The sequence below is a fragment of the Thioalkalivibrio sp. ALR17-21 genome, from assembly GCF_000420185.1.
Lineage (GTDB): Bacteria > Pseudomonadota > Gammaproteobacteria > Ectothiorhodospirales > Ectothiorhodospiraceae > Thioalkalivibrio > Thioalkalivibrio halophilus.
In genome coordinates this window covers 109,551-134,090 of record NZ_ATUL01000007.1, presented here as the reverse complement: position 1 = coordinate 134,090, position 24,540 = coordinate 109,551, and the positions used below count along the sequence as shown (strand labels likewise).

At 68.0% G+C, this 24,540-nt stretch carries 24 protein-coding genes; 12 read left to right on the top strand and 12 right to left on the bottom strand.

Annotation, left to right across the window (positions count from 1 at the left end; translation table 11 throughout):
• The first annotated feature begins 5 nt into the window (after nucleotides 1-5).
• From G020_RS0105770 to G020_RS0105735, 8 genes are read left to right on the top strand one after another with little or no spacing between them, the layout of a single operon-like run.
• Nucleotides 6-644 (top strand): MotA/TolQ/ExbB proton channel family protein, encoded by a 639-nt coding sequence (locus G020_RS0105770; protein WP_018869578.1) that lies wholly within the window; start codon nucleotides 6-8, stop codon nucleotides 642-644.
• Nucleotides 641-1,078: a biopolymer transporter ExbD gene (locus tag G020_RS0105765; RefSeq protein WP_018869577.1), complete on the top strand. Its 438-nt coding sequence runs from the start codon at nucleotides 641-643 to the stop codon at nucleotides 1,076-1,078. The genes G020_RS0105770 and G020_RS0105765 overlap by 4 nt, the downstream gene beginning before the upstream one ends.
• Nucleotides 1,079-1,083: 5 nt before the next feature.
• Nucleotides 1,084-2,232, top strand: a complete 1,149-nt coding sequence (locus G020_RS0105760; RefSeq protein ID WP_024328951.1) for a glycosyltransferase N-terminal domain-containing protein — start codon at nucleotides 1,084-1,086, stop codon at nucleotides 2,230-2,232.
• A 28-nt stretch (nucleotides 2,233-2,260) separates the two neighbouring features.
• A complete protein-coding gene (gene lpxK, locus G020_RS0105755; protein WP_024328950.1) occupies nucleotides 2,261-3,274 on the top strand; it encodes a tetraacyldisaccharide 4'-kinase in 1,014 nt (337 codons plus the stop codon).
• A 7-nt stretch (nucleotides 3,275-3,281) separates the two neighbouring features.
• Complete coding sequence (locus G020_RS0105750; protein WP_018945891.1) at nucleotides 3,282-3,476, top strand: Trm112 family protein; 195 nt, start codon at nucleotides 3,282-3,284, stop codon at nucleotides 3,474-3,476.
• A 7-nt stretch (nucleotides 3,477-3,483) separates the two neighbouring features.
• Complete coding sequence (kdsB, locus tag G020_RS0105745; protein WP_024328949.1) at nucleotides 3,484-4,251, top strand: 3-deoxy-manno-octulosonate cytidylyltransferase; 768 nt, start codon at nucleotides 3,484-3,486, stop codon at nucleotides 4,249-4,251.
• The gene (locus G020_RS0105740) at nucleotides 4,248-5,585 is read left to right on the top strand and encodes an efflux RND transporter periplasmic adaptor subunit (RefSeq protein ID WP_024328948.1); all 1,338 of its coding nucleotides are present in this window, start codon (nucleotides 4,248-4,250) and stop codon (nucleotides 5,583-5,585) included. The genes kdsB and G020_RS0105740 overlap by 4 nt, the downstream gene beginning before the upstream one ends.
• A complete protein-coding gene (locus G020_RS0105735) occupies nucleotides 5,582-8,686 on the top strand; it encodes an efflux RND transporter permease subunit (protein ID WP_024328947.1) in 3,105 nt (1,034 codons plus the stop codon). Before G020_RS0105740 ends, G020_RS0105735 begins: the two co-directional genes overlap by 4 nt.
• Nucleotides 8,687-8,705: 19 nt before the next feature.
• On the opposite strand, the gene G020_RS0105730 is transcribed toward G020_RS0105735, so the two are convergent.
• The gene (locus G020_RS0105730; RefSeq protein WP_024328946.1) at nucleotides 8,706-9,434 is read right to left on the bottom strand and encodes an HAD family hydrolase; all 729 of its coding nucleotides are present in this window, start codon (nucleotides 9,432-9,434) and stop codon (nucleotides 8,706-8,708) included.
• A 62-nt stretch (nucleotides 9,435-9,496) separates the two neighbouring features.
• Here G020_RS0105730 and G020_RS0105725 point away from each other — a divergent pair, with 62 nt between their 5' ends.
• Nucleotides 9,497-10,012, top strand: a complete 516-nt coding sequence (locus G020_RS0105725; protein ID WP_024328945.1) for a cytochrome c — start codon at nucleotides 9,497-9,499, stop codon at nucleotides 10,010-10,012.
• 134 nt (nucleotides 10,013-10,146) lie between these two features.
• On the opposite strand, the gene G020_RS0105720 is transcribed toward G020_RS0105725, so the two are convergent.
• Genes G020_RS0105720 through G020_RS0105695 form a run of 6 tightly spaced genes read right to left on the bottom strand, consistent with a single transcriptional unit; the run spans nucleotide 10,147 to nucleotide 15,338 of the window.
• Nucleotides 10,147-10,938, bottom strand: coding sequence for a secretin N-terminal domain-containing protein (locus G020_RS0105720; RefSeq protein ID WP_043688961.1), 792 nt, complete (start codon nucleotides 10,936-10,938; stop codon nucleotides 10,147-10,149).
• Nucleotides 10,925-11,425 (bottom strand): hypothetical protein, encoded by a 501-nt coding sequence (locus G020_RS0105715; protein ID WP_024328943.1) that lies wholly within the window; start codon nucleotides 11,423-11,425, stop codon nucleotides 10,925-10,927. Before G020_RS0105715 ends, G020_RS0105720 begins: the two co-directional genes overlap by 14 nt.
• A gap of 27 nt (nucleotides 11,426-11,452) precedes the next feature.
• Nucleotides 11,453-11,905, bottom strand: coding sequence for a GNAT family N-acetyltransferase (locus G020_RS0105710; protein WP_024328942.1), 453 nt, complete (start codon nucleotides 11,903-11,905; stop codon nucleotides 11,453-11,455).
• Between the two features lie 57 nt (nucleotides 11,906-11,962).
• Nucleotides 11,963-13,219: a cyclopropane-fatty-acyl-phospholipid synthase family protein gene (locus tag G020_RS0105705; protein ID WP_024328941.1), complete on the bottom strand. Its 1,257-nt coding sequence runs from the start codon at nucleotides 13,217-13,219 to the stop codon at nucleotides 11,963-11,965.
• Nucleotides 13,219-13,986 (bottom strand): DUF1365 domain-containing protein, encoded by a 768-nt coding sequence (locus G020_RS0105700; RefSeq protein ID WP_024328940.1) that lies wholly within the window; start codon nucleotides 13,984-13,986, stop codon nucleotides 13,219-13,221. Before G020_RS0105700 ends, G020_RS0105705 begins: the two co-directional genes overlap by 1 nt.
• Nucleotides 13,986-15,338: an NAD(P)/FAD-dependent oxidoreductase gene (locus G020_RS0105695; RefSeq protein WP_024328939.1), complete on the bottom strand. Its 1,353-nt coding sequence runs from the start codon at nucleotides 15,336-15,338 to the stop codon at nucleotides 13,986-13,988. Before G020_RS0105695 ends, G020_RS0105700 begins: the two co-directional genes overlap by 1 nt.
• Before the next feature lie 85 nt (nucleotides 15,339-15,423).
• On the opposite strand from G020_RS0105695, the gene G020_RS0105690 reads away from it, so the two are divergent.
• Both G020_RS0105690 and folE read left to right on the top strand, forming a co-directional pair.
• Complete coding sequence (locus tag G020_RS0105690) at nucleotides 15,424-16,179, top strand: DUF3429 domain-containing protein (RefSeq protein ID WP_024328938.1); 756 nt, start codon at nucleotides 15,424-15,426, stop codon at nucleotides 16,177-16,179.
• Nucleotides 16,180-16,209: 30 nt separating this feature from the next.
• On the top strand, nucleotides 16,210-16,833 hold the full coding sequence (folE, locus tag G020_RS0105685; RefSeq protein WP_018945904.1) for a GTP cyclohydrolase I FolE: 624 nt from the start codon (nucleotides 16,210-16,212) through the stop codon (nucleotides 16,831-16,833).
• Nucleotides 16,834-16,851: 18 nt separating this feature from the next.
• Here folE and phoU read toward each other — a convergent pair whose 3' ends face one another.
• The 5 genes from phoU to G020_RS0105660 form a co-directional block, all read right to left on the bottom strand.
• Nucleotides 16,852-17,574 carry a phosphate signaling complex protein PhoU gene (gene phoU, locus G020_RS0105680; RefSeq protein ID WP_024328937.1) on the bottom strand — a complete coding sequence of 241 codons (723 nt, stop codon included), beginning with the start codon at nucleotides 17,572-17,574 and terminating at the stop codon, nucleotides 16,852-16,854.
• A 14-nt stretch (nucleotides 17,575-17,588) separates the two neighbouring features.
• Nucleotides 17,589-18,416 (bottom strand): phosphate ABC transporter ATP-binding protein PstB, encoded by an 828-nt coding sequence (pstB, locus tag G020_RS0105675; protein WP_024328936.1) that lies wholly within the window; start codon nucleotides 18,414-18,416, stop codon nucleotides 17,589-17,591.
• Nucleotides 18,417-18,644: 228 nt separating this feature from the next.
• Nucleotides 18,645-20,312 carry a phosphate ABC transporter permease PstA gene (pstA, locus tag G020_RS0105670; protein ID WP_024328935.1) on the bottom strand — a complete coding sequence of 556 codons (1,668 nt, stop codon included), beginning with the start codon at nucleotides 20,310-20,312 and terminating at the stop codon, nucleotides 18,645-18,647.
• A 9-nt stretch (nucleotides 20,313-20,321) separates the two neighbouring features.
• The gene (locus tag G020_RS0105665; RefSeq protein WP_024328934.1) at nucleotides 20,322-22,592 is read right to left on the bottom strand and encodes an ABC transporter permease subunit; all 2,271 of its coding nucleotides are present in this window, start codon (nucleotides 22,590-22,592) and stop codon (nucleotides 20,322-20,324) included.
• Nucleotides 22,593-22,784: 192 nt separating this feature from the next.
• On the bottom strand, nucleotides 22,785-23,753 hold the full coding sequence (locus G020_RS0105660) for a PstS family phosphate ABC transporter substrate-binding protein (protein ID WP_024328933.1): 969 nt from the start codon (nucleotides 23,751-23,753) through the stop codon (nucleotides 22,785-22,787).
• A 158-nt stretch (nucleotides 23,754-23,911) separates the two neighbouring features.
• On the opposite strand from G020_RS0105660, the gene G020_RS0105655 reads away from it, so the two are divergent.
• Nucleotides 23,912-24,538 (top strand): YIP1 family protein, encoded by a 627-nt coding sequence (locus G020_RS0105655; protein WP_024328932.1) that lies wholly within the window; start codon nucleotides 23,912-23,914, stop codon nucleotides 24,536-24,538.
• Nucleotides 24,539-24,540: the final 2 nt, after the last annotated feature.

Below are 24,540 nucleotides of genomic sequence, written 5' to 3'. Positions count from 1 at the left end.
AGTGAATGCTCGAGATCGTGAAAAGTGGCGGCTGGCTGATGGTGCCGATCCTGCTGTGTTCGGTGCTGGCCGTGGCGATCATCCTGGAACGTTTTATCTCGCTGCGGCGAGGGCGAGTGGTACCGCAGGGCCTGCTGGCGCGCGTATGGGAACAGATGCGCGAACACGGCCTGTCGATGGAGGACATCGAGCGCCTGCGTGAAAATTCCCCGCTGGGGGCCGTGCTGGCCGCGGGTCTGGCGACCCATGACCGTACCCGCCAGATTACCCAGGAAAGCATCGAGGAGGCGGGCCGACGGGTGGCGCATGAACTCGAACGCTACATGAACACCCTCGGCACCATCGCGATGATCACGCCGCTGCTGGGGCTGCTGGGCACCGTGGTCGGAATGATCGAGGTCTTCACGGTGGTCACCGAGATCGGCGTGGGCAGCCCGCGGGATCTGGCCGGCGGCATCTCGCAGGCGCTGATCACCACCGCCACCGGCATCGGGATCGCGATTCCGGCGCTGATCTTCCATCGCTACTTCCGCGGCCGGATCGACGAGCTGGTGCTGGAGATGGAGCAGGAAGCCACCAAGCTGGTCGAGATCATGCACGGCGAGCGCAGTGCCAGCAGCGTCGAGGCCGGAGGCCGGGCGTGAAGTTCCGCCCGCCCACACAACGCGAGGAGCCCGGCGTCAATCTCACGCCGCTGATCGATGTGGTGTTCCTGCTGCTGATCTTCTTCATGGTCTCCACCACATTCGACCGGCACGCCGACATCGACATCACCCTGCCATCGGCCGACCGGGAAGCGGAACAGGTGGACGATCGCGCCTGGATCGACATCGTGGTGGACGCCGACGGCCGTTATTTCGTGGACGGGCGGGAACTGGTGAACCGTCGGGCCGAAACCCTGGAACAGGTGCTGGGCGAAGTTCTCGAGGCCCGCGGCGATGACCCCGTGGTGATCCGCGCGGACGCCAGTGCCAGTCACCAGTCGGTGGTGCGGGCGCTGGACGTGGTGGGCCGCCTCGGTGTCAGCGCGGTGTCGATCGCGACACTGGGTGATGACGGCCGGGCGGCGGACGACTGAGCGGCATGTACACGACCGAAGCGGGATATGGGGCCGGACTGGCGGGAGTCTGGAGCGCGGTCGGGCGGGACTGGCGCCGCGGTGACCGGGCGCGCGCGCTGGCGCGGCTGGGGTTCCTCAGTCCGCCGGAGGACCGTGGCCGCCTGATCTGGATTCGGGCCGGGGCCGACCCCGAGAGCCTGCGCCTGGGGATCGAGCTGCTGGGATTCGTGCGCCACAAGCGTCAGGACGTGCGCCTGGTGCTGACCTTCGAGCGCGACTGCCCGGAGCTGTTCGAACAGCACATGCAGCCGTTTCGCAAGGTGGGCGTGGGGTACGGCCCCTGCGACCGGCCACGGGTCGTGCGCCGCGTGCTGGACCGCTTCCAGCCCGCGGGCATCATCCTGGCGGGCGGCGTGACCCCGCCCAACTTGCTGGAAGCCACGCAGGCCCCGGTGATCGCGGTGAACGCGGCACCGCCGGCGCGGCCGGCGGCGCGGGGTCTGGAGCTGGCCTGGCCCCGTGATCCGGAGGAGAGCCGGTGCTGGAGTGATCGCGCCGGCGAGGGAGGTGCCGCGCGGTGGCTGGAACCGGCGGATCCGATGGCGCGTTTCGTCGAAGCGCAGGCGGACGTGGTCCTGCGCTCGCTGGTGGGTGGCGAGGTACGCCGGCTGTGGTGGTGGCACGGCACTGCGGCCGGCTGGCCGGACTGGCGCGCCGCCTGGGAGGCCTCCGGTTTCGGGGAGGAGGATATCCTGCTGGCCAGTCTGGAAGAGGATCCCGGTCACCCGCTGCCGGGGCGTTCACTGCGGGTGAGCGAATGGGATCGCAATGCGCTCGCCCCCGGGAATGTCGTGCAGCTGGACGACCCGCGCTGGTTCGCCGCGGCGGCCAGCGCGACGCAGGCGGTGCATCTGGATGCCCCGGGATCGCGGGTGTTGTGGCAGGCGCTTGCGGGCGGGACCGCGGTCAGCCTCGGGCGCGAAGGGACCCTGGAATTGCCGGTGGAGGTGCACGCCGATCCGCAGGCGGTGCTGGCCCGCTGGACCGCGTTGCGCGACGATGCCGCCGTCCGCCGTCAGCTGGGGGATGCCGCCCGCCGCCGGTTCTGGGGCGAGCGACGGCGGGTGGATGACCATTTCGAGACGCTGCTGGCCGAGGTCTGGGACTGGTGAGCCCGTTGCCGGGGAACGGAGGCCACGCATGAATACCGCCTGGCTGAGTCGATGGTGGTGGCGGCACTGGAGCCAGCGCGGCCCGGTGGCCGCGACGTTGTATCCCCTTTCGCTGGTCTATGCCGGTCTTGCGGAATACAACCGCATGCGCCTGGAAGAGATCCGCCGGAATACCCGACTGCCATTGAAGGCCGTGATAGTGGTCGGGAATCTGACGGTTGGCGGCAGCGGCAAGACCCCGATGACCGACTGGCTGGCGCGGCGTCTGACGGAGGCGGGATATCGTCCGGGCATCGTGTCCCGCGGCTATGGCCGGCGTGGCGAGGCGGGGCAGGCGGTGCATCCGGATTCGGATCCGGCCGAGGTCGGGGACGAGCCCGTGCTGCTGGCCCGACGGACCCGGCTGCCGGTCCAGGTGGACCGCGATCGCGTGCGTGGCGCACGCGCGCTGGCCGACCGCGGCGCGGACGTGGTGATCGCCGATGACGGCATGCAGCACCATCGACTGCCACGGGATCTGACCGTGTTGATGGTGGACGGGCGACGGGGCCTCGGCAACGGCCTGTGCCTGCCGGCCGGCCCGCTGCGCGAGCCGAAGGCGGCACGTGCGCGGGCCGATTTCGTCGTGCGGACCGGTGGCGAGGCCGGCGCCGACGAAATCCCGATGCACCTGGTCCCGGCCTCGCGCCTGCGGCGGGTGGACGGCAGTGACGAGACCATGCGCCCGAGGCTTCTGGGCGGGCAGGAGGTCCACGCGGTCGCCGGCATCGCCGACCCGGAACGTTTTTTTTCCATGCTGGAGCAGCGCGGCATCTACGTGATCCGGCACCCGTTTCCGGACCATCATCGTTTTCGCGCGCGCGATCTGGCGTTTGATGACGACCTGCCGGTTCTGATGACCGAGAAGGATGCCGTAAAATGCCGGTCGTTCGCGCAATCCCGCCACTGGTACTGGCCCGTGGCGGCCAGCCTTCCAGCCACTTTCGAGCCGGCCCTGCTGCAGCGTCTCAGGACCAGCATCCGGCTCCGCCATCTGGGGTAAGTACAACATGGACAACCGCCTTCTCGACATCCTCGTATGCCCGGAGACCAAGGGCCCGCTGAAATACGACCGCGAGAATCAGGAGCTGATCTCGGTGCAGGCCGGTCTGGCGTACCCGATCCGGGACGAGATCCCGGTGATGCTGGTGGACGAGGCCCGGCACCTGTCGGACGAGGAAAAGGAACGCTGGCGCGACGTCTGAGGGCGCCGTGGAACCCTTCGTCGTCGTCATTCCGGCGCGGCTGGCCTCCAGCCGTCTGCCGGAGAAGCCGCTGGTGCCGGTCGCGGGCCGTCCGCTGATCGCGCATGTCGTCGCACGTGCGCGGGAGAGTCGTGCCTCCCGCGTAATCGTGGCGGCCGACGATGAACGGGTGCTTGCCGCAGCCCGCGAGGCGGGCGCGGAGGCGGTGTTGACCGCCGCGGACCTCCCGTCGGGCACCGACCGCATCGCCGCCGTGGCTGCGACGGAGGGCTGGGGTGACGAATCCCTGGTGGTGAACCTGCAGGGGGACGAACCCCTGACGCCCGGCGGGGTCCTCGACGAGCTGGCGGCCCTGCTGGCGGAATCGCCGGAGGCCGGGATGGCGACCTTCGGGGTGCCGCTGGGCAGTGTGGCGGATCTGCACGATCCGAACCAGGTCAAGCTGGTGACCGACGACCACGGGCGGGCGCTGTATTTTTCCCGTGCGCCCATTCCCTTCGACCGCGAGGCCGCGCGCGCCGGCCGCGCCCCCGACACGTCGGCGGCCGTGCGTCACCTCGGACTGTACGCGTATCGCGCCGGGTTCCTGCGGCGCATGAGTGCGACCCCGCCTGCGCGCCTCGAACGCCTCGAGCAGCTGGAGCAGCTGCGAGCCCTGGCGATGGGCGCGCATATCCGGGTGGGGCTGCGCGCGGAGGCGCATCCGCCCGGTGTCGACACCCCGAGCGATGTAGAACGCGTGGAAGCCGCGCTGGCGCAGGGGCGGGGATCATGACCGGCGGGTGGCCGCATCGCCGGACGGCGGGTTACGCCGCGGGTGTCCTGATACTGGCGCTGGTGTTGACCGGATGTGGCGAGGGGCCGTCGGAGCCGCCCGCACCCGAACGGCCCGTCAAGCTGGTCACCGTGAGCGAGCGGGACACTCTCATCGAGCGCCGCTTCTCCGGGCGTACCCAGGCGGCGGAACGTGCCTGGCTGGCGTTTCGCGTCGGAGGGGTGGTTGAGTCGGTCGCGGTGGAGCGCGGCGAACGCGTGGACGAGGGCGACCTCCTGGCGCGTCTGGACCCGCGCGACTTCCAGCGCCGGGTGCGTGAACTGGAGGGCGGTCTGGTGGAGGCCCGCGCGGAGCAGCTGATGCTGGAGCGCGGCGCACGCGAGGAAGAACGGCGCCAGCTGGAGGCGCGGCTGGAGGCGGCCGGGGCCCGCGAGGAACAGGCCGAGTCCGAATACCGCCGGGTGGCGCGCATGCGCGACGACGGTCATGTGAGTCAGTCGGAATATGACCGCGCCCGCCGGGCTCTGCGCGAGGCCGCGGCGGACCGGCGTTCGGCGCAGGAGGCGCTGACCATCGCGCGGGCCGGCGGCCGCGAGGAGGAGCGCGAGGCCGCCCGGGGCCGGATCCGGCGCATCGAGGCGCAGCTGGAGCAGGCGCGCGACGCACTGGAAGACAGCGAACTCAGAGCCCCGTTCACCGGTTACGTCGCCGAACGCGATCTGGAACCGCATGAACCGGTGCAGGCTCATCACCCGGTGGTCCTGTTCGAGGATCTGGAATCCATCGAGATCGAGGTCGGTATTCCCGAGGGGCTGCTGGCCTGGCGGGACCGGCTGGAGGCGGTGGAGGTACGCATTCCGGCACTGGACGACGCGCGTTTCTCCGCCAGCATCCGGTCGGTCGGGGTGGACGTGCTGCCGGGACGGCAGACCTATCCGGTCAAGGTGCGTCTGGAGACCCCCGACCCTCTGACCCTGCCCGCGACGGCGCTTGACCCCGACCGGGTCCTGCCGGGGATGACCGCCGAGGTCGCCTTCCGGGCGCGCCCCGAACCCGGTGTCGGCGTGGTGCTGCCGCCGTCCGCTCTGGTGGAACACGCGGAGGGCTACGCGGTGTGGGTGCGGGACCCGGAGGACGGCCGCGTCGCCCCGCGCCAGGTGGAAGTGCTTGGCGCGGATGGTCGCGGGGTGCGCGTGCAGGGTGATCTGGAACCGGGTGACGAGGTCGTCTCCGCGGGTGCCGGTCGGCTGCGCGAGGGCCAGCGTACCCGTCGGTTCAATGACGAGGCCCCGGCTTCGGAACGCGACGCCGGGGCCGGGGACAACCGTTCGTGAACCCGCCCGGCGGCGACAACGCCGGGTCCGGGTTCAACGCCGCGACCTGGGCCATCCAGCGGGCCCGGCTGGTAGTGTTCCTGACGGCCCTGCTGGTCCTCGGCGGGACCTGGGCCTTCATCGACATGGGCAAGCTCGAGGATCCCGAGTTCACCGTGCCGACCGCGCTGGTGCAGACCGGGTATCCCGGTGCTCGAGCCACGCGGGTGGAGGAGGAGGTCACCGAGGTCCTGGAGCGCCATATCCAGCAGCTCGACGAGCTGGACGAACTGGAGTCGGTGAGCCGCCATGGCGAGTCGGTGATCTTCGTCCACGTCGACGAGGCTCTGGGGGATCAGGCTCAGCGCCAGGTCTGGGACGAGCTGGAACGCACCGTGCGCGCGGCGGTGCCGGATCTTCCGGAGGGGATCCGCGGTCCACTGGTGGACGACGACTACGGGGATGTCTTCGGTACCCTGCTGGCGATCCACGGCGAGGGCTACAGCCACCGCGAGCTGCACGACTACGCCGATGAACTGCGCCGTGAACTGCTGCGCCTGCCCGGGGTGGCGCGGGCGGAGCTGTTCGGCGATCGCGGCGAGCGGATCTTCGTCGAGACCCGGCGTTCCCGTCTGGCCGCACTGGATCTGCATCCGGGGGTGATCATCCAGGCCCTGGAGCGCCAGAACGTGGTGGCGCCCGGCGGGGCGATCGAACTGGAGGAGGACCGCGTACGGCTGTTCGTCTCCGGGGTGTTCGAATCGGTGGACGACGTTCGCCACCTGGCCATTCACAACCCCGAGACCGGCGAGCGTTTCCAGCTGCGCGATGTGGCCGAAGTGCACCGCGGTGACGCCGAGCCGCCGGAACGCATGCTGCGCTACAACGGCCAGCCGGCGGTCGCGCTGGGGGTGAGCCCGACCGAAGGGACCAACGTGGTCGCCCTGGGTGACGACGTCCTGGAGCGCATCGAGGCGTTGCGCGGGGATCGCCCGGTGGGGATCGACATCGACACGGTCAACTTCCAGCCGGAGACCGTGCGCGCGGCGATCCTGGATTTCGGCGGCAATCTGGCGACCGCGGTGGTCATCGTGCTGGGGGTGCTGCTGGTAGCGCTCGGGTGGCGTACCGGCCTGATCGTCGGCATGGGCGTGCCGCTGACCATCCTGGCGACCTTTTTCGTGATGTGGGTGGCCGGCATCGAACTGCACCGGGTCTCGCTGGGGGCCCTGATCGTGGTGCTGGGGATGCTGGTGGACAACGCGATCGTCGTCGCCGAGCTGATGATGACCCGCATCCGGCGCGGCACCGAGCGACTGCAGGCGGCGCGCGAGGCGGTCAGCGAGACCGGCGGGCCGCTGCTGATCGGGACCCTGATCGCAGCGCTGGCGTTCTCGCCGATCAGCATGACGCCGACCCTGGTGGGCGAGTTCACCCGCTCGCTGTTCTGGGTGGTGGCGATCGCGCTGGGCCTGTCGTGGCTGCTGGCGGTAACCCTGACGGCCCTGCTGGCGTGGCGCTGGTTGCCGGGTCCGGTGAATGGCGACCCGACCGGCACGGAGACGCCCGGAATCGGCACGCAGCTGCTCGCGCTCTATCGCCGGGCGCTCACGGCCATGCTGCGCCATCGCCGTCGGACCCTGGCGTCGGTGGTCGGCCTGATGCTGGTCGCGGTCGCGTCCTTTGCGCTGGTACCGCAGATCTTCTTCCCGCCGGCCGACCGGGCGCAGTTCATGATCGATCACTGGCGGGGAGAAGGGACGCGCATCGAGACCACCGCAGCCGATGTGGCGCGGCTGGAATCCTGGCTGTCGCAGCACCCCGAGGTGGAAAGCTACACGGCCTTCATCGGCGAGGGGTCGCCGCGGTTCTATCTGCCGATGATGCCCGAGCTTCCCAATCCGGCGCTGGCCCAGATCCTGGTGCAGGTCGAAGACGTGGATCGACTGCATGACATCATCGCGGAGACCCGCGAATGGATGGAGGGGCGCTTCCCCGGAGCCGACCCGCGCGTGCGGCCGATGCAGCTGGGGGAACCCGTGCGCTATCCGGTGGAGCTGCGGCTGTCCGGGCCGCAGGACCGGGCCGAACTGCGCGCCACCGCCGACCGCGTGCTGGAATGGATGGAAGGTCACCCCGACCTGGAACGGCCCCGGCATGACTGGCGCGAACGCACACTGACGCTGGACGTACAGGTGGATCAGGACCGGGTACGAGCGGCCGGGCTGTCCAGCGCCGAGGTGGCCGAGACCCTGGAGGCCGGAGTCAGCGGCATGCCGATCGGGGTCTTTCGCGATGGCGATCAGGCCCTGCCGGTGCTGTGGCGCTTCCCGGAGGACGAACGCCGGGATCTGGCACAGCTGCACACCCTGGAGATCTGGCCGCGCGACGGCGGGGCGGCGGTGCCACTGGGCCAGGTAGCCGAGGTGGAGCCCGTGTTCGACGAGGCGGTGATCTGGCGCCATGACCGGCGCCCCACCGTGACCCTGCAGGCGGACCTTGCCCCCGGTGCCACCGCCAGCGGTTTCGTGCGCGAGGCCGACCCGGTGATCGACACCTTGCTGCAGGGCACCGGGAATGCGGGGCGAGTGGAGCGCGAATGGGGCGGCGAGTTCGAGGCGGCCGCCGATGCCCGGGCCAGTGTGCTGGCGCCGGTGCCCATCGTCCTGGGGCTGATGGTGGTGTTACTGCTCTGGCAGTTCAACAGCTTCCGCAACACCCTCGTGGTGGCGCTCAGCGTCCCGCTGGCGGTGGTGGGCGTGGTCGCGGGTCTGCTGCTGTTCCGGCAGCCGTTCGGTTTCATCGCCCTGCTGGGGGCGATGAGCCTGGGCGGAATCCTTCTGCGCAATGCGATTGTGCTGGTGGAGCAGGCCGAATTGGAACGCCGCCGCGGACTGGAACCCCTGGAGGCCCTGATCGAGGCCGCGGTCAATCGTTTCCGCCCGGTGCTCCTGACCGCCCTGACCACCATCCTCGGCATGATCCCGCTGGCGCTGTCCGGACCGTTCTGGGCGCCGCTGGCCATCGCCGTGATGAGCGGCCTTGCCGCCGGCACGGTGCTGATCCTGGGCGTGGTGCCGGTGCTCTACGCGACGCTGCACCGGCTCCCGCGCCCGGCCTGAAATTGCCGCGGGTCGGGATTCAGTCGTGCAAGCCGAGTATGCGCGGGAGCTGCCCGAGACGGCCCAGACGCGGCGGGGCGGGAACCGGGTGTTCCCAGGGCAGGGCGTCGGGGTTGTACCAGGCGGCGTTGAGACCCGCATCCAGCGCCCCGAGGATGTCCGCCACGGGGTCGTCGCCGACATGGAGGATGGCCGGTGCCGGTACGCCGGCACGCCGGCGCGCGTGTTCGAAGATTCGCGGATGCGGTTTGGCGGCGCCCGCTTCGGCCGCGGGAACGGCGAAATCGAAATAACGGCCCAGGGGCGTGCGGAACACGTCGGCGTTGCCGTTGCTGATGGCGCCGAGGGTGAATCGGCCATGCAGGCGGGCGAGCACCGCGTCGGCCTCGGGGAACGGGGTCACCTCGTTGCGGGCATGCCAGAAGACCGCGAAGCCTTCCTCCTCGAGGGTGTCCGGACAGACCTGGCAGCGTTGTGCAAGACCGCGCAGCCATCGCTTGCGCAGGCGGGTAAGGTCGTGGCGCTCTTCCTCGGGTGCGGCACGCATGAAGCCCGCGCGGTCGGCCACCAGCTCCTCGGGTTCGAAGCGGGCGCAGACTGCGGGCGCGCGTTCGCGCAGCCAGGCGTAGAAACGGTCTTCGGCATGACGGATGACCGGCATCACCGGCCAGAGGGTGTCGTCCAGATCGAACGTGATGCATTCGATCGAATGATCGGGTACGGCGGCGGGTCGAGCTTTCGAATTCATCGAACGTTATTGTCGGAGTTTTGCGTCGAGCGTCGCTTTTCCGAACCTCAAGCAGGTGTAAAATGAAGGGGAATTTTAATCGTGCAGCTTTCATTCTGCCCGAAAAGGAGAATCACAACATGAAGAAGCTCTTTCTGCGCAGTCTTCCCGTGGCCCTGCTGGGTGCGATGATGATGACCGGTGCCGCTCAGGCGGTCGATCCCGAGGACGCGATCGAGTATCGCCAGGGCGTGTTCAAGGCCTTCAGCTGGAATTTCGGCCCGATGGCGGGCATGGCCCAGGGCGAGATCCCGTTCAACGAGGAGATGTTCCTGGAGCGTGCCGATCAGCTGGCGCGCCTGGCCGACATGCCGTGGCAGGGCTTTACCGAGGGCTCCGATCTCGGTGAAACCGACGCCATGATGGAGGTCTGGGAAGATCAGGAGACCTGGGAACAGAAGATCGCGGACTTCGAAGAAGAGGTTTCGCGCATGACGGCCCTGATTGATGAAGGGGCCGATGAAATGCAGCTGCGCCGTCAGGCCGGTGAGATCGGCCAGTCCTGCAAGGCCTGCCACGACAGCTTCCGCGCTGACTGATCGGCAGGCGGGGGCACCCGGCGGTGTACGCCGCCGGGTCGGCCCGTGCCGAACGAAGACATACCGGGGCCCGTCGCTGCAGCGGCGGGCCTTTCTGGTTGGGGGCGCGAACCGTGCCCGGGCCGGACGCGACTTCAGCGTAACCCGGGGGTCGTGGTGTCCTCCGTCGGGTCCACCCGGATCTCCAGCGATACGTCATCCCGGGCGCGGGTGGTGCGGCGGCGAACGGGCGGGTGAACGTCGCGGGCTTCGCTTTCCAGCCGCGAACGGATGCCGGCGAAATCGTGCCAGCTCCCGGGCTCCAGGGTGATCTCCGTTGCGACCCGTTCGTGCTCGGTGCCGCGTTGCAGGGGTGTCTGATGGAGATGGGTAATCGCCACGCGCACGCGGCCATCGGGTTGCATGCGGGGTTCCACGGCGAAGCCGCGCGCCGTGTCACGATAGATGGGTTCGATGGCCACGCCGGCACGGCCGGCAAACAGGCGGTAACCGGCGGGCAGCGTCTCGCCGACCATCAGAATGGCGCGTCCGCCGTCGCGCAGCCGCAGGAACTGCTCGCGGTCCTCGTCACGTCGGGTGGTAAAGCGTCGGATGCGGCCGGCGGTGTCGTCGTCGTGGTCGCGGTGGCGGCGCACGCGCAGGACCAGATCGGGGGACGCATGGTCGAGCTCCGCCACCATCTGGCGGATCTCCTCGATCTCGTGCGCCGGCGCCCGCACCAGCAGGCGGAAGCCATCCGGCTGCAGGGTGGCGCCGGGGAACAGTTGGCGCAGATCGTTCACCACGGCTTCGGCCCGGCGATTCTGCAAGTCGATGACCGTGACACGGTCGGCCGCGTCGCGAGCCGTGGAACGGAAAGGCAGGGCGAGGAGGCAGGCGGCCGCGCTCGCCCGCAGGAACCGTCGGCGTCGATCAGAGATGGACACGTCGCAGTTCGTCCGAATCCCGGCCGGCTTCCCAGCTCGCTTCGAATTCCTCGGCGCGGCGCCGGGTCCGGCCTCGATGATCGGTTTCACCCCGCAGGATGCGCTGGCTGCCCGAACGCGTGAACTGCATCCAGCCGGACTGATCGGCGATGACCGTCATCACCAGCGGTGCGTTTTCGTCGGGTTCCAGCACCCGCACGGAGGCCGCGGTGGTCAGGCGCTTGAGCGTGCCGACCAGTTCGGGCAGACGGTCCTTCAGTGCCAGGTCGTCGTCCACCAGCAGGCGAATGTCGGTGGAGCGGTGGCGCTGGGCCATGCGCGCGAGGGCGCCGGGCAGACCGTCGTCCGCGACTTCTTCCAGCAGCGTAACGGGGGCGTGGAGCCACAGGATCCGCCCCGCGTTTTCGCTCATCTCCCGCAGCATTTCGCGGGCCTGCCCGCGCGGGTCTTCCGTGGTTTCCTCGACTTCGCCGCCTTCCGTGCTCATGCCTTCACCTTTGTTATCCGGCCCGTCTTATCCGGCGCGGGCCATGGAATTCCGGATGCGTCGCAGCATGCGCCGGTGGGGGATGCCCGCATCCTCGAACGTGTCACTGATGATAAAGAAATCGTGACGGGCATAGAATCCCAGGCGAGTCGCCTGGGCATTCAGCCAGACCTCGCGCCAGCCATGCCGGATTGCTGCACTCAGGGCGCACTCGAGCAGATGCGAGCCGATTCCGTGGCCACGCCAGGGCTGGCGCACGGCCATGCGTCCGATCTGGCCGCTGGGCAACAGGCGCAGGGTGCCGATGGGTTCGCCTCCCGGTTCCTCCGCCAGCCAGTGCAGGGCTCCGGCGTCGAGGCCGTCGAATTCAAGGTCTTCGGGCACCTGCTGTTCCTCCACGAAGACTTCGCGGCGGATCAGGGAGAGTGCCTCCCGGTCGGCAGGCCAGCTGGCCTCCCGAAAGTTGATGCGCTGGGACATAACCACCTCCTCCTCGTGGCCGGTTACCCAAGGCCACGCCGGACAGAAGAGTCTAGTTCAGACTCGCGTTTCCTGCCCGTGAGGCAGTCCGCGTTCCGGGCGTTCCATGACGGTCTGCATCAGGTCGACCCGAGCGGAGCTGAAACCGATTTCGCAGTACGCCAGGTAGTAACGCCACATGCGTAGAAACGCCGGCGAGTAACCGAGGGCCTCGATGGCCCCCCGGGTGCGCATGACCTCACGGTACCAGTGCATCAGGGTGCGGGCGTAGTCGGCACCGAAGAACGCGCGCTCGGTGACCTGAAGGCCGGCCGCGGCCGCCGCGTCGCCGAAGCGCGCCGGGGTCGGGAGCATGCCGCCGGGAAACACGTACAGCTGGATGAAGTCCGCGTTGTGGCGGTAATACTCGAACGCGGCTTCCTCGATGGTAATAACCTGAACCGCGGCGCGCCCGCCGGGCCGCAGGCAGCGGTGCACCTGCTCGAACCAGGTGGACCACCAGCGTTCGCCGACGGCCTCGAACATCTCGATGGACACGACGTGGTCGAAGGTCTCGTTCAGTTCGCGGTAGTCCTGCAGACGCAGGTCGACCCGGTCCGCCAGCCCCGCCTGCCGGATCCGCTCGCGGGCGTACTCCAGCTGCTCGTCGGACAGGGTGACGCCGGTTACCCGGTAGCCGCGCCGGGCAGCGAACTCCGCAAAGCCGCCCCAGCCACAGCCGATCTCGAGGATGTGGGCGCCGGGTTCCGGAGCCAGGCGCGTCAGCAGCCGTTCGTATTTCTGCTCCTGGGCGCGCTCCAGGGATTCGTCGCCGCGACAGAACAGCGCGGCGGAGTAGCCCATGCCGCGATCCAGCCACAGGCGGTAGAAGTCGTTGCCGAGATCGTAATGGAAACGGATATTGGCGCGGCTGCCCCGGCGCGAGTTGCGCCGCAGCCAGTGGCGCAGGGCATCCACTCCGCGTTGCCAGGCGGGGCGCTGGTACACGCGGCCGAGCCGGTGCTCGTTCTCCATCGCCAGACGCAGCAGGGCATGCAGATCGGGCGTGGTCCATTCGCCGTTGATGAACCCCTCGGCGAAGCCGATGTCGCCGTGGCGGGCCAGTCGCACAAGCGTGGCCCACGGCCGCCGCAGGTGCCAGACCGCCTCGCTGCCCGGGCCCTGCCCGGCGATCTCGCGGCGTTCGCCATGCGGACCGATCAGGGTCAGGTGACCGTGGTCCAGTCCATGGATACGCCGCGCCAGCAGGTCCAGGGCCCGGCTCGCCGCGGACCGGGACATGGCAGGAAGCCGTTCGCTGCGTTGCAGTTCCATCAGCTCATCTCCTTTTCGGGCGGGTCGGGGCGCGGGTGATAGCGCCCGCCGCGCCACCAGATCTTCAGGGCCTGCCAGTGGATCAGGAACAGGACCTGGAGGGTCATCCAGGGCATGCGGGCCCACTGGAGCAGCAGGGCGGCGTCGGTCATCGGACGGACATGCCCGTTCTGGGTGGCGACCAGCAGCAGCCGGTCGTCCTGGTATTCGCGGATCGCCACGCGCATCGAGCTGCCTTCGCGCAGTTCGGGCGCGGTCACGGCGAACGCGTAGCGTGCGTCCATATCGATGAACGGCGAGACGTGAAACACCTTGTCCTTCTCCCCGCGCAGCATGCCCCCCGCGCTGTCTCCGGCCGGCAGCAGATAATGGTGATGCTGGCCGAAGGTGTTGCGGACTTCCAGCAAAACGGCCTGCAGACGCCCGTCGATGTGATGGCAGTACCAGATGCTCAGGGGGTTGAAGGCATGGCCGAGGACCCGGGGCGTGGCCTGCAGAAGGATCGCGCCGCCATCCGGCTCCAGTCCGCCCTCGCGCAGCCGGGCCTCGACCCACGGCCGCCAGGGCGTGCCATCGCGGCGGCCGTGGTCCCGGGTATGCAGGCTGAACAGATTGAAGCGATCCAGCGAGAACCAGCGGCGGTTGCGCGCCAGATCTTCGATCCGGTCGATGTCGAACAGCGCGCTCACCACCCGGTAGCGAAAACGGTAGTCCGGCCCGTGCAGGCGACGGTGCATGACATGGCCGGGAAGCAGGGCGGCATCCATCAGGTTTGTCCCGTCACGGCGGGAACGGAGGTTCCCGCAGGCCACCCGGTGTCCGCCCGGGGAGCAGCCAGGGGTTCGGAACCCGCCGCCCAGGGCATTTCCACTCCCAGTGCGCGCCCCACGCTCTGTGCCGAACGCAGGCCGTCCTCGTGAAAACCGTCGCCCATCCACGCCCCGGCGAAATACAGGCCGTCCTCGCCCTGGTGTTCGGCCAGTGCGGCACGCGCCCGCTCGGCCGGGGCGTCCATCACCGGGTGTTCCCACAGGAACTCGCCCAGGGTCAGCGAAGGATGCGGGTCGTGCAGGGGGTTGAGGCTCACGATGTAGTTCTCGCGACGCTGCAGCCGGTGCAGTTCGTTCATCCAGTAGGATACGGAGACGCCGCGTTCGCCGGTTGCGCGTGCGCGCGAGAGGTAGTTCCACGAAGACCAGACGCGGCGGGAGCGCGGCATCAACCGGGCGTCGGTATGCAGCAGCGCGCGGTTTTCCTGAAACTGGCAGGCGGCCAGGCGGGCGCGGGTGGCTTCGGGGCCGCCGTCCAGCAGCCGGCGGGCATCGCCCGCGTGGCAGGCGAACACCACGCGGTCGAACTCCTCGGGTTCGCCGGGTCCGTGCACCCGCCACTGCGAGGCGCGCGCCTCCACGGCGGATACCGCGCCGTGCGACACCGAGCCCGGAACCAGACGCTGCGCCAGACGCCGGACGTAGCTGCGCGAACCGCCGACCACCGTGCGCCACTGCGGGCGATCGCGCAGATCCAGCAGACCATGATTGAGGAAGAAGCGCAGGAAGCTGGCCGCCGGGAATTCGCGGATGCGCGCCGGGGGACACGACCAGATGGCCGCGCCCATCGGCAGCAGATAGTCCTCGGTGAAGCCGCGGCCCAGGCGATGACGGGCCAGAAACTCGCCCAGCGTGCCCTCCGGCATCTCCTGCCTTGCATTGAGTTCGTGGCCCAGGCGGTTGAAGCGCAGGATATCGGCGACCATGCGCAAGAACCGCGGACGCCACAGATTGGTGCGCTGGGCGAACAGCGTGTTCAGGTCGTTGCCGGCATATTCGAGGCCGGCGGGTTGTTGCGAACAGGCAAAGCTCATGTCCGTGGGACGGGTCTCGACGGCCAGCTCCGCGAACAGGCGGGTGAGCAGGGGATAGTTGCGTTGGTTATAGACCACGAACCCGGTGTCGATGGCGGTCGGCCCCTCGGGGTCGGCCACATCCACGGTATGCGCATGGCCCCCGAGTTGCGGCGCCTGTTCGAACAGCCGAACATCGTGGCGCTGCTGCAGGATCCAGGCCGAGGCGAGTCCGGCAATACCGCCGCCGATGACGGCGATGCGCTGTCTTTGCATGTCCGGGCTCTCCAGCGGCCGGGGTAGATATCTATCTTATACAATACCTGTACAATTGCTGTAAATGACGCCGAAGGAGACGAGCATGGCGGAGACCAACCCTGACTGGCCCGAACCGGTGCGCCGCGCACTGGAGGAATACCCGATCGTGCTGGTGACCTCCGGTCTCAGCGACACCCGCGAAGCGGAGGCCCTGCTGGACCAGCAGCGGCCCGGCGAGTGGACCCGCCTGGAATGGGGCATGGGGTCGGCCGGGAACCGCGCAGCGTTCCACCAGTTGCAGCAGGCCACCGGCATGCGCATGCTGCCCCTGGTGGTCACGCGGGAAGGCGCCCTGGGCGGGGTGCCCGAACTGCGCGCCTGGCTTGGTGATGCCACGCCGGACACGCCTCGGACCGACGCGCGGGACCCGGTCCTGATGGTGCTGGGCGCCGGCGGACTGATCCCGTTCGTGTTCTTCGGAGCAGGGGCATGGATCGCCCATCCGGAATGGCAGGCTTTCGCACTCAACGCGCTGGCGCTATATGGTGCGGTCATTCTGGCGTTTCTGGGGGCGATCCACTGGGGCATCCACCTGGCGGACCGTTCCCATCGCGTGGGGCCGCTTTCGGGCCCTGCCTGGGCGGTCATCCCGCCCGTGCTGGCCTGGCTGGCGGTCCTGCAACCGTTGCCCGAAGCGATCATGACCCTGGCGGTCCTGTTCCTGGGCGTGTTGTGGGTGGACCGGCTGAGCCTGCGTGACCGGCGACTGGCGCCGGGCTATCTGACCCTGCGCATGGTGCTGACCACCGGCGCGATCCTCTCCCTGGCCGCGGGCCTGGGGGCGGTCACGGTCGGTTGATCCGATCCGCTCTGATCCAAGGAGAACATGATGGATGCCGCTTCGCACAGCGACTCGCACAATGACAAGGAATCCGATAACCGCACGCCGGCCAGCGAACTGGCCGGGCACTACCGCGAGATCCTGGTCGGGCTCGGCGAGGACCCGGAACGCGAGGGCCTGAAGGACACCCCGCTGCGTGCCGCGAAGGCATTGCAGTACCTCACCCGCGGCTACGAACAGGACCTGGACACCATCGTCAACGGGGCACTGTTCACCTCAGACAACGACGAGATGGTCCTGCTGCGCGACATCGAGCTGTATTCGCTGTGCGAGCACCACGTGCTGCCGATCATCGGCAAGGTGCACGTGGCCTACCTGCCGGACGGCAAGGTGATCGGCCTGTCCAAGATCGCACGCATCGTCGACATGTTCGCCGCCCGCCTGCAGATCCAGGAAAACCTGACGCGTCAGATCGCCGAGGCCCTGCAGCAGGTGACCCAGGCCAAGGGGGTGGGCGTGGTGGTGGATGCCCGGCACATGTGCATGACCATGCGCGGCGTGGAAAAGCAGCACTCCTCCATGGCCACCTCGGTCATGCTCGGCGCCTTCCGCGAGGATTCGCGCACCCGGCGCGAATTCCTCAACCTGATCGGCCGAGGCGGGCGCGACTGAGCGTCGGCCCGGAATCGGTCAGCGCCGATCCCCGGTGGCCTCGGCCGCCATCTGTTCGTAGCTGGTGTGGCGCACGTTCTTGCCCTTGACGAAGTAGACGACGTATTCGCAGATGTTGCGGGCGCGGTCGCCGATGCGTTCCAGGGAGCGGGTGGCCCAGACGATGTCCATCAGGCGGGGGACGGCGTCGGGGGCGGCGGTCATCTGTTTCATCAGCTTGTGGGTGACGGATTCGTACAGACTGTCGATCTGAATGTCCTGCTGGGCGACCCGCACCGCCTGCTCGGTGTCCATGCGGGCGAAGGCGTCCAGCGCGCCACGGGTCATGTGGCGCACGTGTTCGCCCATTTCCGCGAGATCGCTCATCGGGGCGGTCTGGCGGTCGGCTTCGAGCAGATGCAGGCCCATGCGGCCGATGCGCTCGGCCTCGTCACCCATGCGTTCGAGATCGGTGATGGTCTTGATCACCGCGATCACCAGACGCAGGTCGGAGGCGGTGGGCTGGCGCCGAGCGAGGATGTGGGTGCACTGCTCGTCGATCTCGACCTCCAGCGCGTTGATGCGGTAGTCGGTGGTGATCACGGTCTCGGCCTGTTCGGTGTCGCCTTCGACCATGGCGTTCACCGCATCGGCAAGCTGCTGTTCCACCAGTCCGCCCATTTCCATCACGCGCTTGATGATGTCTTCCAGCTCCTCGTTGAACTGCTGGGAGATGTGCTGCTTGAAGAAACTCTTGTCCATGGCGTGGGGGCTCCTCAGCCGAAGCGGCCGGTGATGTAGTCCTCGGTCTGCTTATTCGCGGGCGAGGTGAACAGGGTGTCGGTGTCGGCGTATTCGATCAGTTCGCCCATGTACATGAAGGCGGTGTAGTCGGATACGCGCGCGGCCTGCTGCATGTTGTGGGTGACGATGACCAGCGTGTAGTCCTTCTTCAGCTCGATCATCAGTTCCTCGATCTTGAGCGTGGCCAGCGGGTCCAGTGCGGAGCAGGGCTCGTCCAGCAGCAGCACCTCGGGGTCGATGGCGATCGCCCGGGCGATCACCAGGCGCTGCTGCTGGCCGCCGGACAGGCCGAAGGCGTTCTCGTGCAGGCGGTCCTTGACCTCGTCCCACAGGGCCGCGCGGCGCAGGGACTTTTCCACCACGTCGTCGAGGCGGCGCCGATTCTTCACGCCCTGCAGGCGCAGGCCGTAGGCCACGTTCTCGTAGATCGACTTGGGGAAGGGATTGGGCTTCTGGAACACCATGCCGACCCGGCGGCGCAGCTCGGGTACGTCCACGTTGGCACCGTAGATGTCCTCGCCGTCGAGGCGGATGGTGCCCTCGATGCGGGCGGCGTCGATCAGGTCGTTCATGCGGTTGAAGCAGCGCAGGAAGGTGGACTTGCCGCAGCCGGAAGGGCCGATAAAGGCGGTGATCCGGTTCTTGGGGATGCGGATGTCGATACCCTTGAGCGCCTGGTCGTCGCCGTAGTACAGCTTCAGGTCCTCTGCGGTCAGGCAGATGTCTTCGCGATCGATGTTCAGGCCCCGCGGGGCCTGCTGCTGGGCCGGATTGACGGCGTGGGTCCGGGTGTCACTCATTTCGGGTACTCCGTGGGGAATGGGGTTCGACACATCGCGTCGGCGCGAAGCGTGCGGCGGCGGTCCGGAAAAGCACCGTCATCGCGAGCGCCGCAGGCGCGTGGCGATCTCTGTGGCGGACGCCGCAGGCGACTGGAGCGAACGTCGGGGTTGCGTCTCGAGGTTGCCGCGGCCCCTGCGGGGCCTCGCAATGACGGTGCCTGAGAGAGACGTTGAACATGGCCTGTCTCAGTCGCTTTCCGCACGGTACTTCTCGCGCAGATGGTTGCGGATGGAGATGGCGGTCAGGTTAAGGACGACGATCAGCAGCACCAGGATCAGGGCCGTGGCGTACACCAGCGGCCGGCCGGCCTCGACGTTCGGGCTTTTGAAGCCCACGTCGTAGATGTGGTAGCCGAGGTGCATGAACGCACGGTCCAGGTGCAGATAGGGGAAGGTGCCGTCCACCGGCAGGTTGGGCGCGAGCTTGACCACGCCCACCAGCATCAGCGGTGCGACCTCGCCTGCGGCGCGCGCCACCGCAAGAATCAGGCCGGTCATCATGGCCGGCGCGGACAGCGGCACGATCAGCCGCCACAGGGTCTCGGCCTTGGTGGCGCCCAGCGACAGGGAACCGTGGCGTACGCTGCTGCCGATCCGTGTCAGGCCCTCCTCGGTAGAGACGATCACCACCGGCAGGGTCAGCAGGGCGAGCGTCAGCGATGCCCAGATGATCGCCGGCGAACCGAACGTGGGCGAGGGCAGGGCATCCTGGAAGAAGATCTGGTCGATGTTGCCGCCGATCAGGTACACGAAGAAGCCCAGGCCGAACACCCCGAACACGATCGACGGTACCCCCGCCAGGTTGTTCACCGAGATGCGGATGATGCGCACCAGCGGGCCCTGTTTCGCGTATTCGCGCAGGTAGATCGCGGCGAGCACGCCGAACGGGGTCACCACGATCGACATCAGGATCACCATCAGCACGGTGCCGAAGATCGCCGGGAGGATGCCGCCCTCGGTATTCGCCTCGCGCGGGTAGCCGGTCATGAAGTCCCGGAAGCTGCCGACGTAGTGGCGCAGCTTGGCGGCCGTGCTCATGTCGTTCGGCCACCAGGCATTCACGATTTGCGACAGCGCGATGGTGGTGCGCTGGCCATCGGCAGTCTCCAGCACGATGGCGTAACGGGCGACTTCTTCGCGCAGGGCGTTGCGTTCGGATTCCAGCTCGGCGTATTCGGCGTCCAGGGCTGCCTGTTCCTCGTCGAGTTCCTGGTGGCGCTGCGCGCGCTGTTCCTCCGTCAGCGAGGTGTCCCGTTCGAGGCCGCGACGGTCGAGCCGCACCCGTTCCATCTGATGATTGACCTGACCGATCTCGACCCGCTCGATGCGTTCGAGCTGCTGCACCAGATCGCGGGTCTCCCGGATGCGTTGTTCGAAGGCGGAGCGCGCCGCGTCGCCTTCGGCCACGGTCTCGCCGTCCTCGCGGTATTCCCGGATGAAGCCGAAGAAGTCACCCCATTGCAGGCGTTCCAGCACCACGGCGTCGCGCGGGGTGCGGCGTTCGGACATCGCGTCTTCGAGATACCAGCGGAAGTCGCGTGAATCGAGGTCGCGGTTGCCGCGCTTGATCAGGTGGCGCACGACGATTTCCTGACCCTCCGGCACCTGAAAGCCGGCTTCCCGCGCGGCCTGGGCGGTCATGGTCTCCGAGCGTGCGAGTTCGCCCATCACCCCCCGGGGCTCGCTGTCATCCGCGGGCTGGTATTCGAACTCGATGACCTCGGACGGCCAGAAGAACGACAGGCCATTCACCGCGATCATGGTGATCAGCCCGAAGACCATCACCAGTGAGGCGGCGATTGCCCCGGCATTCAGCCAGATCCACGGGGTGCCGGACTGGAACCAGTGTTTCATCGTTGTTCCTTACAGGGTGCTGTATTTGTTCCGCAGGCGCTGGCGCACGATCTCGGCGATGGTGTTCACCGTGAAGGTGAGGGCGAACAGGACCAGCGCGGCCAGGAACAGGATGCGGTAATGGGTGCCGCCCACCGCGGTCTCGGGCATCTCCACCGCGATGTTCGCGGAGAGCGTGCGCATGCCCTCGAAGATGTTGAAATTGACGACCGGGGAGTTGCCGGTCGCCATCAGCACGATCATGGTCTCGCCGACGGCGCGGCCGAAGCCGATCATCACCGCCGAGAAGATCCCCGGGCTGGCGGTCAGCAGCACCACGCGTACCACCGTCTGCCACGGGGTGGCGCCCAGTGCGAGCGAGCCCTGGGTGAGGTGCCTGGGCACGTTGAATACCGCATCCTCGGAGATCGAGTAGATGGTCGGGATCACCGCGAAACCCATCGCGATCCCGATCACCAGGGCGTTGCGCTGGTCGTAGGTGTAGCCGGCGTCGGTCAGCCACTGACGGGCATCCCCGTTGAACATCCAGATTTCCAGATGCGGGCTGATGAACACCGCGAACCAGCCCACCAGCAGGATCACCGGGATCAGGATCGCGGCTTCCCAGCCTGCGGGGATCGCACGGCGTACGCCCTCCGGCAGGACCCGCGTCCAGATATAGGCCATCACCAGCATGGCCAGCGGGAGCAGAATCAGGATGCTGGCTACCGCGGGCAGATTGGCCTCGATGAACGGGGCCAGCCACAGGCCCGCCAGAAAGCCCAGGATGACGGTCGGCAGGGCCTCCATCAGTTCGATGCTGGGCTTGGTCAGGCTGCGCATGCGGCTCGACATGAAATACGCGCTGTAGATCGCCCCCATGATGGCCAGCGGGGTGGCGAACAGCATGGCGTAGAAGGCGGCCTTGACCGTTCCGAGGGTCAGCGGCACCAGCGAGAACTTGGGTTCGAATTCGTCGGTGGCGGATGACGACTGCCACACGTAGTCGCCGCCGGAACGGCCCTCGTACCAGACCTTTTGCCACAGCACGTGGAAGGAGACTTCCGGGTGCGGGTTGGACAGGTCGTTCACGAACCAGCTCTCGGCGTCGTCGATCGCGATCAGCATGCGATTGCGCGGGTCGATGTACGCGCGGTAGAGGGGACGGTCGCTGATCGTTTGCTGGAGCAGGGTGCGCTGCGAGGTCGGGTAATGGACCGCCAGGGCGCCCGAGGCATCGGTGGTGGCGAACCCCTTGCGGATGTATTCCGGCTGGGTGTTGGTGACCGCATCGGTATGTTGCGGGAAGTCGCGGACGCGGGTGATGCGGTTTACGTTGTCTTCGTCGCGCACCAGCATGTACTGGGCGACCGAGCCATCCGAGCCCCCGACCACGACGGAAACCGTCCCCAGGATGTATTCCAGCGAGGTCACCTCGGCATCGTCCCCGCGCACCACGCGCTGGCTGTCGACGAGCCGGGCGTCGCGGGGAGTGCTGATGTCGTAGAAATGCAGCCGGCCCCGGTCGTCGCCCACCATCAGGTTGCGTCCGGTAATGTCGACCAGGATGCGGGTCGGTGTCGCGTCCCCGGGCAGGGAGGGCAGGTCGTGGGCCGAACGGGTGACCTCGGTCTCGCCGGTCATCATCGAGGTGCGTTCCTCGAAGTTGACCAGTCGCAGGTCACCGTCCTCGGTGGCCGCGGCCACCCGCACGCCGCTGGAGCCTCGCTGGATGCCGACCACGTCGATGGCCCGGCCCTCGGAATCCACGTCCAGCAGCGCCGAATCCTCGTCTCCCAGGGGGTACACCAGGCCCGGATCGTATTCGCGACCCTGCGGCGTGAAGCGTTCGTTGTATTCGTATTCGATGGCCAGCACCTGGCCGTTGTCCAGGCCGGCCGCGACCAGGCGCGTGCGCGGTTCGGCCATGCTGAAACTGGTGACCCGTACGTCATCCGGGATCGGCAGCGGCTGTTCGCTTACCACCTCGCCGCTGTACGGGCGGAAGAAGACCGCCCGACGGTCCTCGGTCAGGCGCACGGCCATTTCGCGATGCCGATTGACCGCCAGGTGGATGGTCCCGGTGCCAGCCCCGCCGGGTGCATCGTAGGCCGCGCGTTCCTCCAGCGAGGCGCCCTGGAACATCGGCAGGGTTTCGCTCAGGAGGTAGACGAACATCAGGGTCAGGGCGCCGATCACGGCCAGCCCGAAAAATCCGATCAGGTAGCGGGCCGAGGTGTCCTTGGCGCGGCGCCAGCGCTGGAAGCGGTCGAGAGTGGTGTTCGCGATGGTGCCGGGCATTCGGTTCCCCTGAAATATCGACGGGCGCGTGACGGTCGTTGGCATGGATCCTAAGGGCGCGTTGTGACAGTCCGATGACACTGCGGTGACAGGCATTTGAACGCGCAGCCGGCCGGGCGCAGGCGCATAAACGAAAAAAGGCCCGGACATTGTCCGGGCCCTGATGCCTCCCCATTGCGGGAGATGCACCGGTTATTCGAGGCCGAGGGCCTCGCGCTGGCGCTTGGCGACCGTCTCGGGCAGCGGGACGAAGCCGTCGCGCACCACGACGTCCTGGCCTTCCTTCGACAGCACCATCTTCAGGAACTCCGCCTGGCGCGGGGCGAGGCCGTCTTCCGGGTGGTTGTTGACCGCGACGTAGAGGAAGCGCGACAGGGGGTAGTCGCCGGAAGCGGCGTTCTCGGCAGTCGGCTCGTACAGGGCATCCTCGCTCTCGCCGAGGGCGATGGCGCGCACCCCGGAGGTGTTGTAGCCGATGCCGGAATAGCCGATGCCGTTGAGGGACTCGGCGACACCCTGGACGACCGAGGCGGAACCCGGCTGCTCGTTCACGGCATTCTTGAAGTCACCGTCGCACAGGGCGTGCTGGCGGAAGTACCCGTAGGTGCCGGAGACCGCGTTACGCCCGTAGATGGTGATGTCGCGGTTGGCCCAGGAGCCTTCCAGGCCGAGCTGGCCCCAGCGGTTGATGTCCTCGGCACCGCCGCAGCGGCGGGTGGACGAGAACGCCGCGTCCACCTGTTCGATCGACATCCCCTCGATCGGATTGTCGCGGTTCACGAACACCGCGATGGAGTCGATGGCCACCGGCACCAGGGTCATCTCGTAGCCGTGGCGCTGCTCGAACGAGGCCTGCTCGCTGTCGCGCGGCTGGCGCGACATCGGACCGAAGTCGGCCGTGCCCTCGGTCAGGGTGGGCGGGGCGGTGGAGGTGCCGGCACCCTGGATCTGGATGTTGACGTTGGGGTAGAAGTCCTGGAACTCCTCGGCCCACAGCGCCATCAGGTTGTTCAGGGTGTCCGAGCCTTCGCTGGACAGGTTGCCGGAGACGCCGCTGACGGTCTGGTAGGCCGGCAGATCCGGGTCGACATCGGCCATCGCCGGTGTGACGGCAAGGGCGGCGGCCGCGGCGGCGGCCAGAACACTACGCTTGAACAGCATGGGTCACTCCCTCGTGCTTGCTTGACGGTGCGTCGGACCGGTGGGTCCTTGATGCCGGATTATCGGGAGCCATGCTTGCAGTTTGGTGACGGCGACGTGACAGAAGCATGACAGGGGGCTGTAACGGGATTGTCATCGGCGCTTCATACAGTGCACCCATGAAAGCTGATCGTCCCCTTCGCGTCTGGCCCCTGGCCGCCCGTGTCCTGGTGCGTCCGGGACCGGTGCTGCGCTCGCTCGCCGGTCACGGTCCGCTGCCTTCGTGGCAGGCCGTGTTCCTGCGTTTCTCGCTGCCCCTGGTGCTGACCAGCGTCATCCTCAGTCAATGGCTTTACGGGCTGATGCCGCCCGCGCTGCCTCCCGAGTCCGTTCCGGATCCGGTGGGCTTCGGCGTCTACAGCGTGCTGGCGATGACGGTGGGGGTCGCGGGGCTGACCCTGTCGGCTCACTATCTGGTGGAGCTGTTCCAGGGGCCGGCGGGTCCCGAGCGGGCCGCCATGGCCGTGACTCTGGGGCTGGTTCCGGCGTGGCTCGGCAACGTTGTCGCGGCGTTCCCCTGGCCCTGGGGCAACGGCCTCGCGCTGGTCCTGATCCTGTACAGCCTTGCGCTGCTGTATGTGGCACTGCGCGAACTGCTGGGACTGAAACGCGGCAACCGGATCGGCCTGTGGGCGGCCACGCTGTTCTCCGGGGCGTTCATCACGCTGGTCTTTGGCTGGGCGTTGATGGACCTGATCCCCGGGGCTGCCCCGGAGCTGCGTCTCGGCACGACCTGGTTGATCTGAGT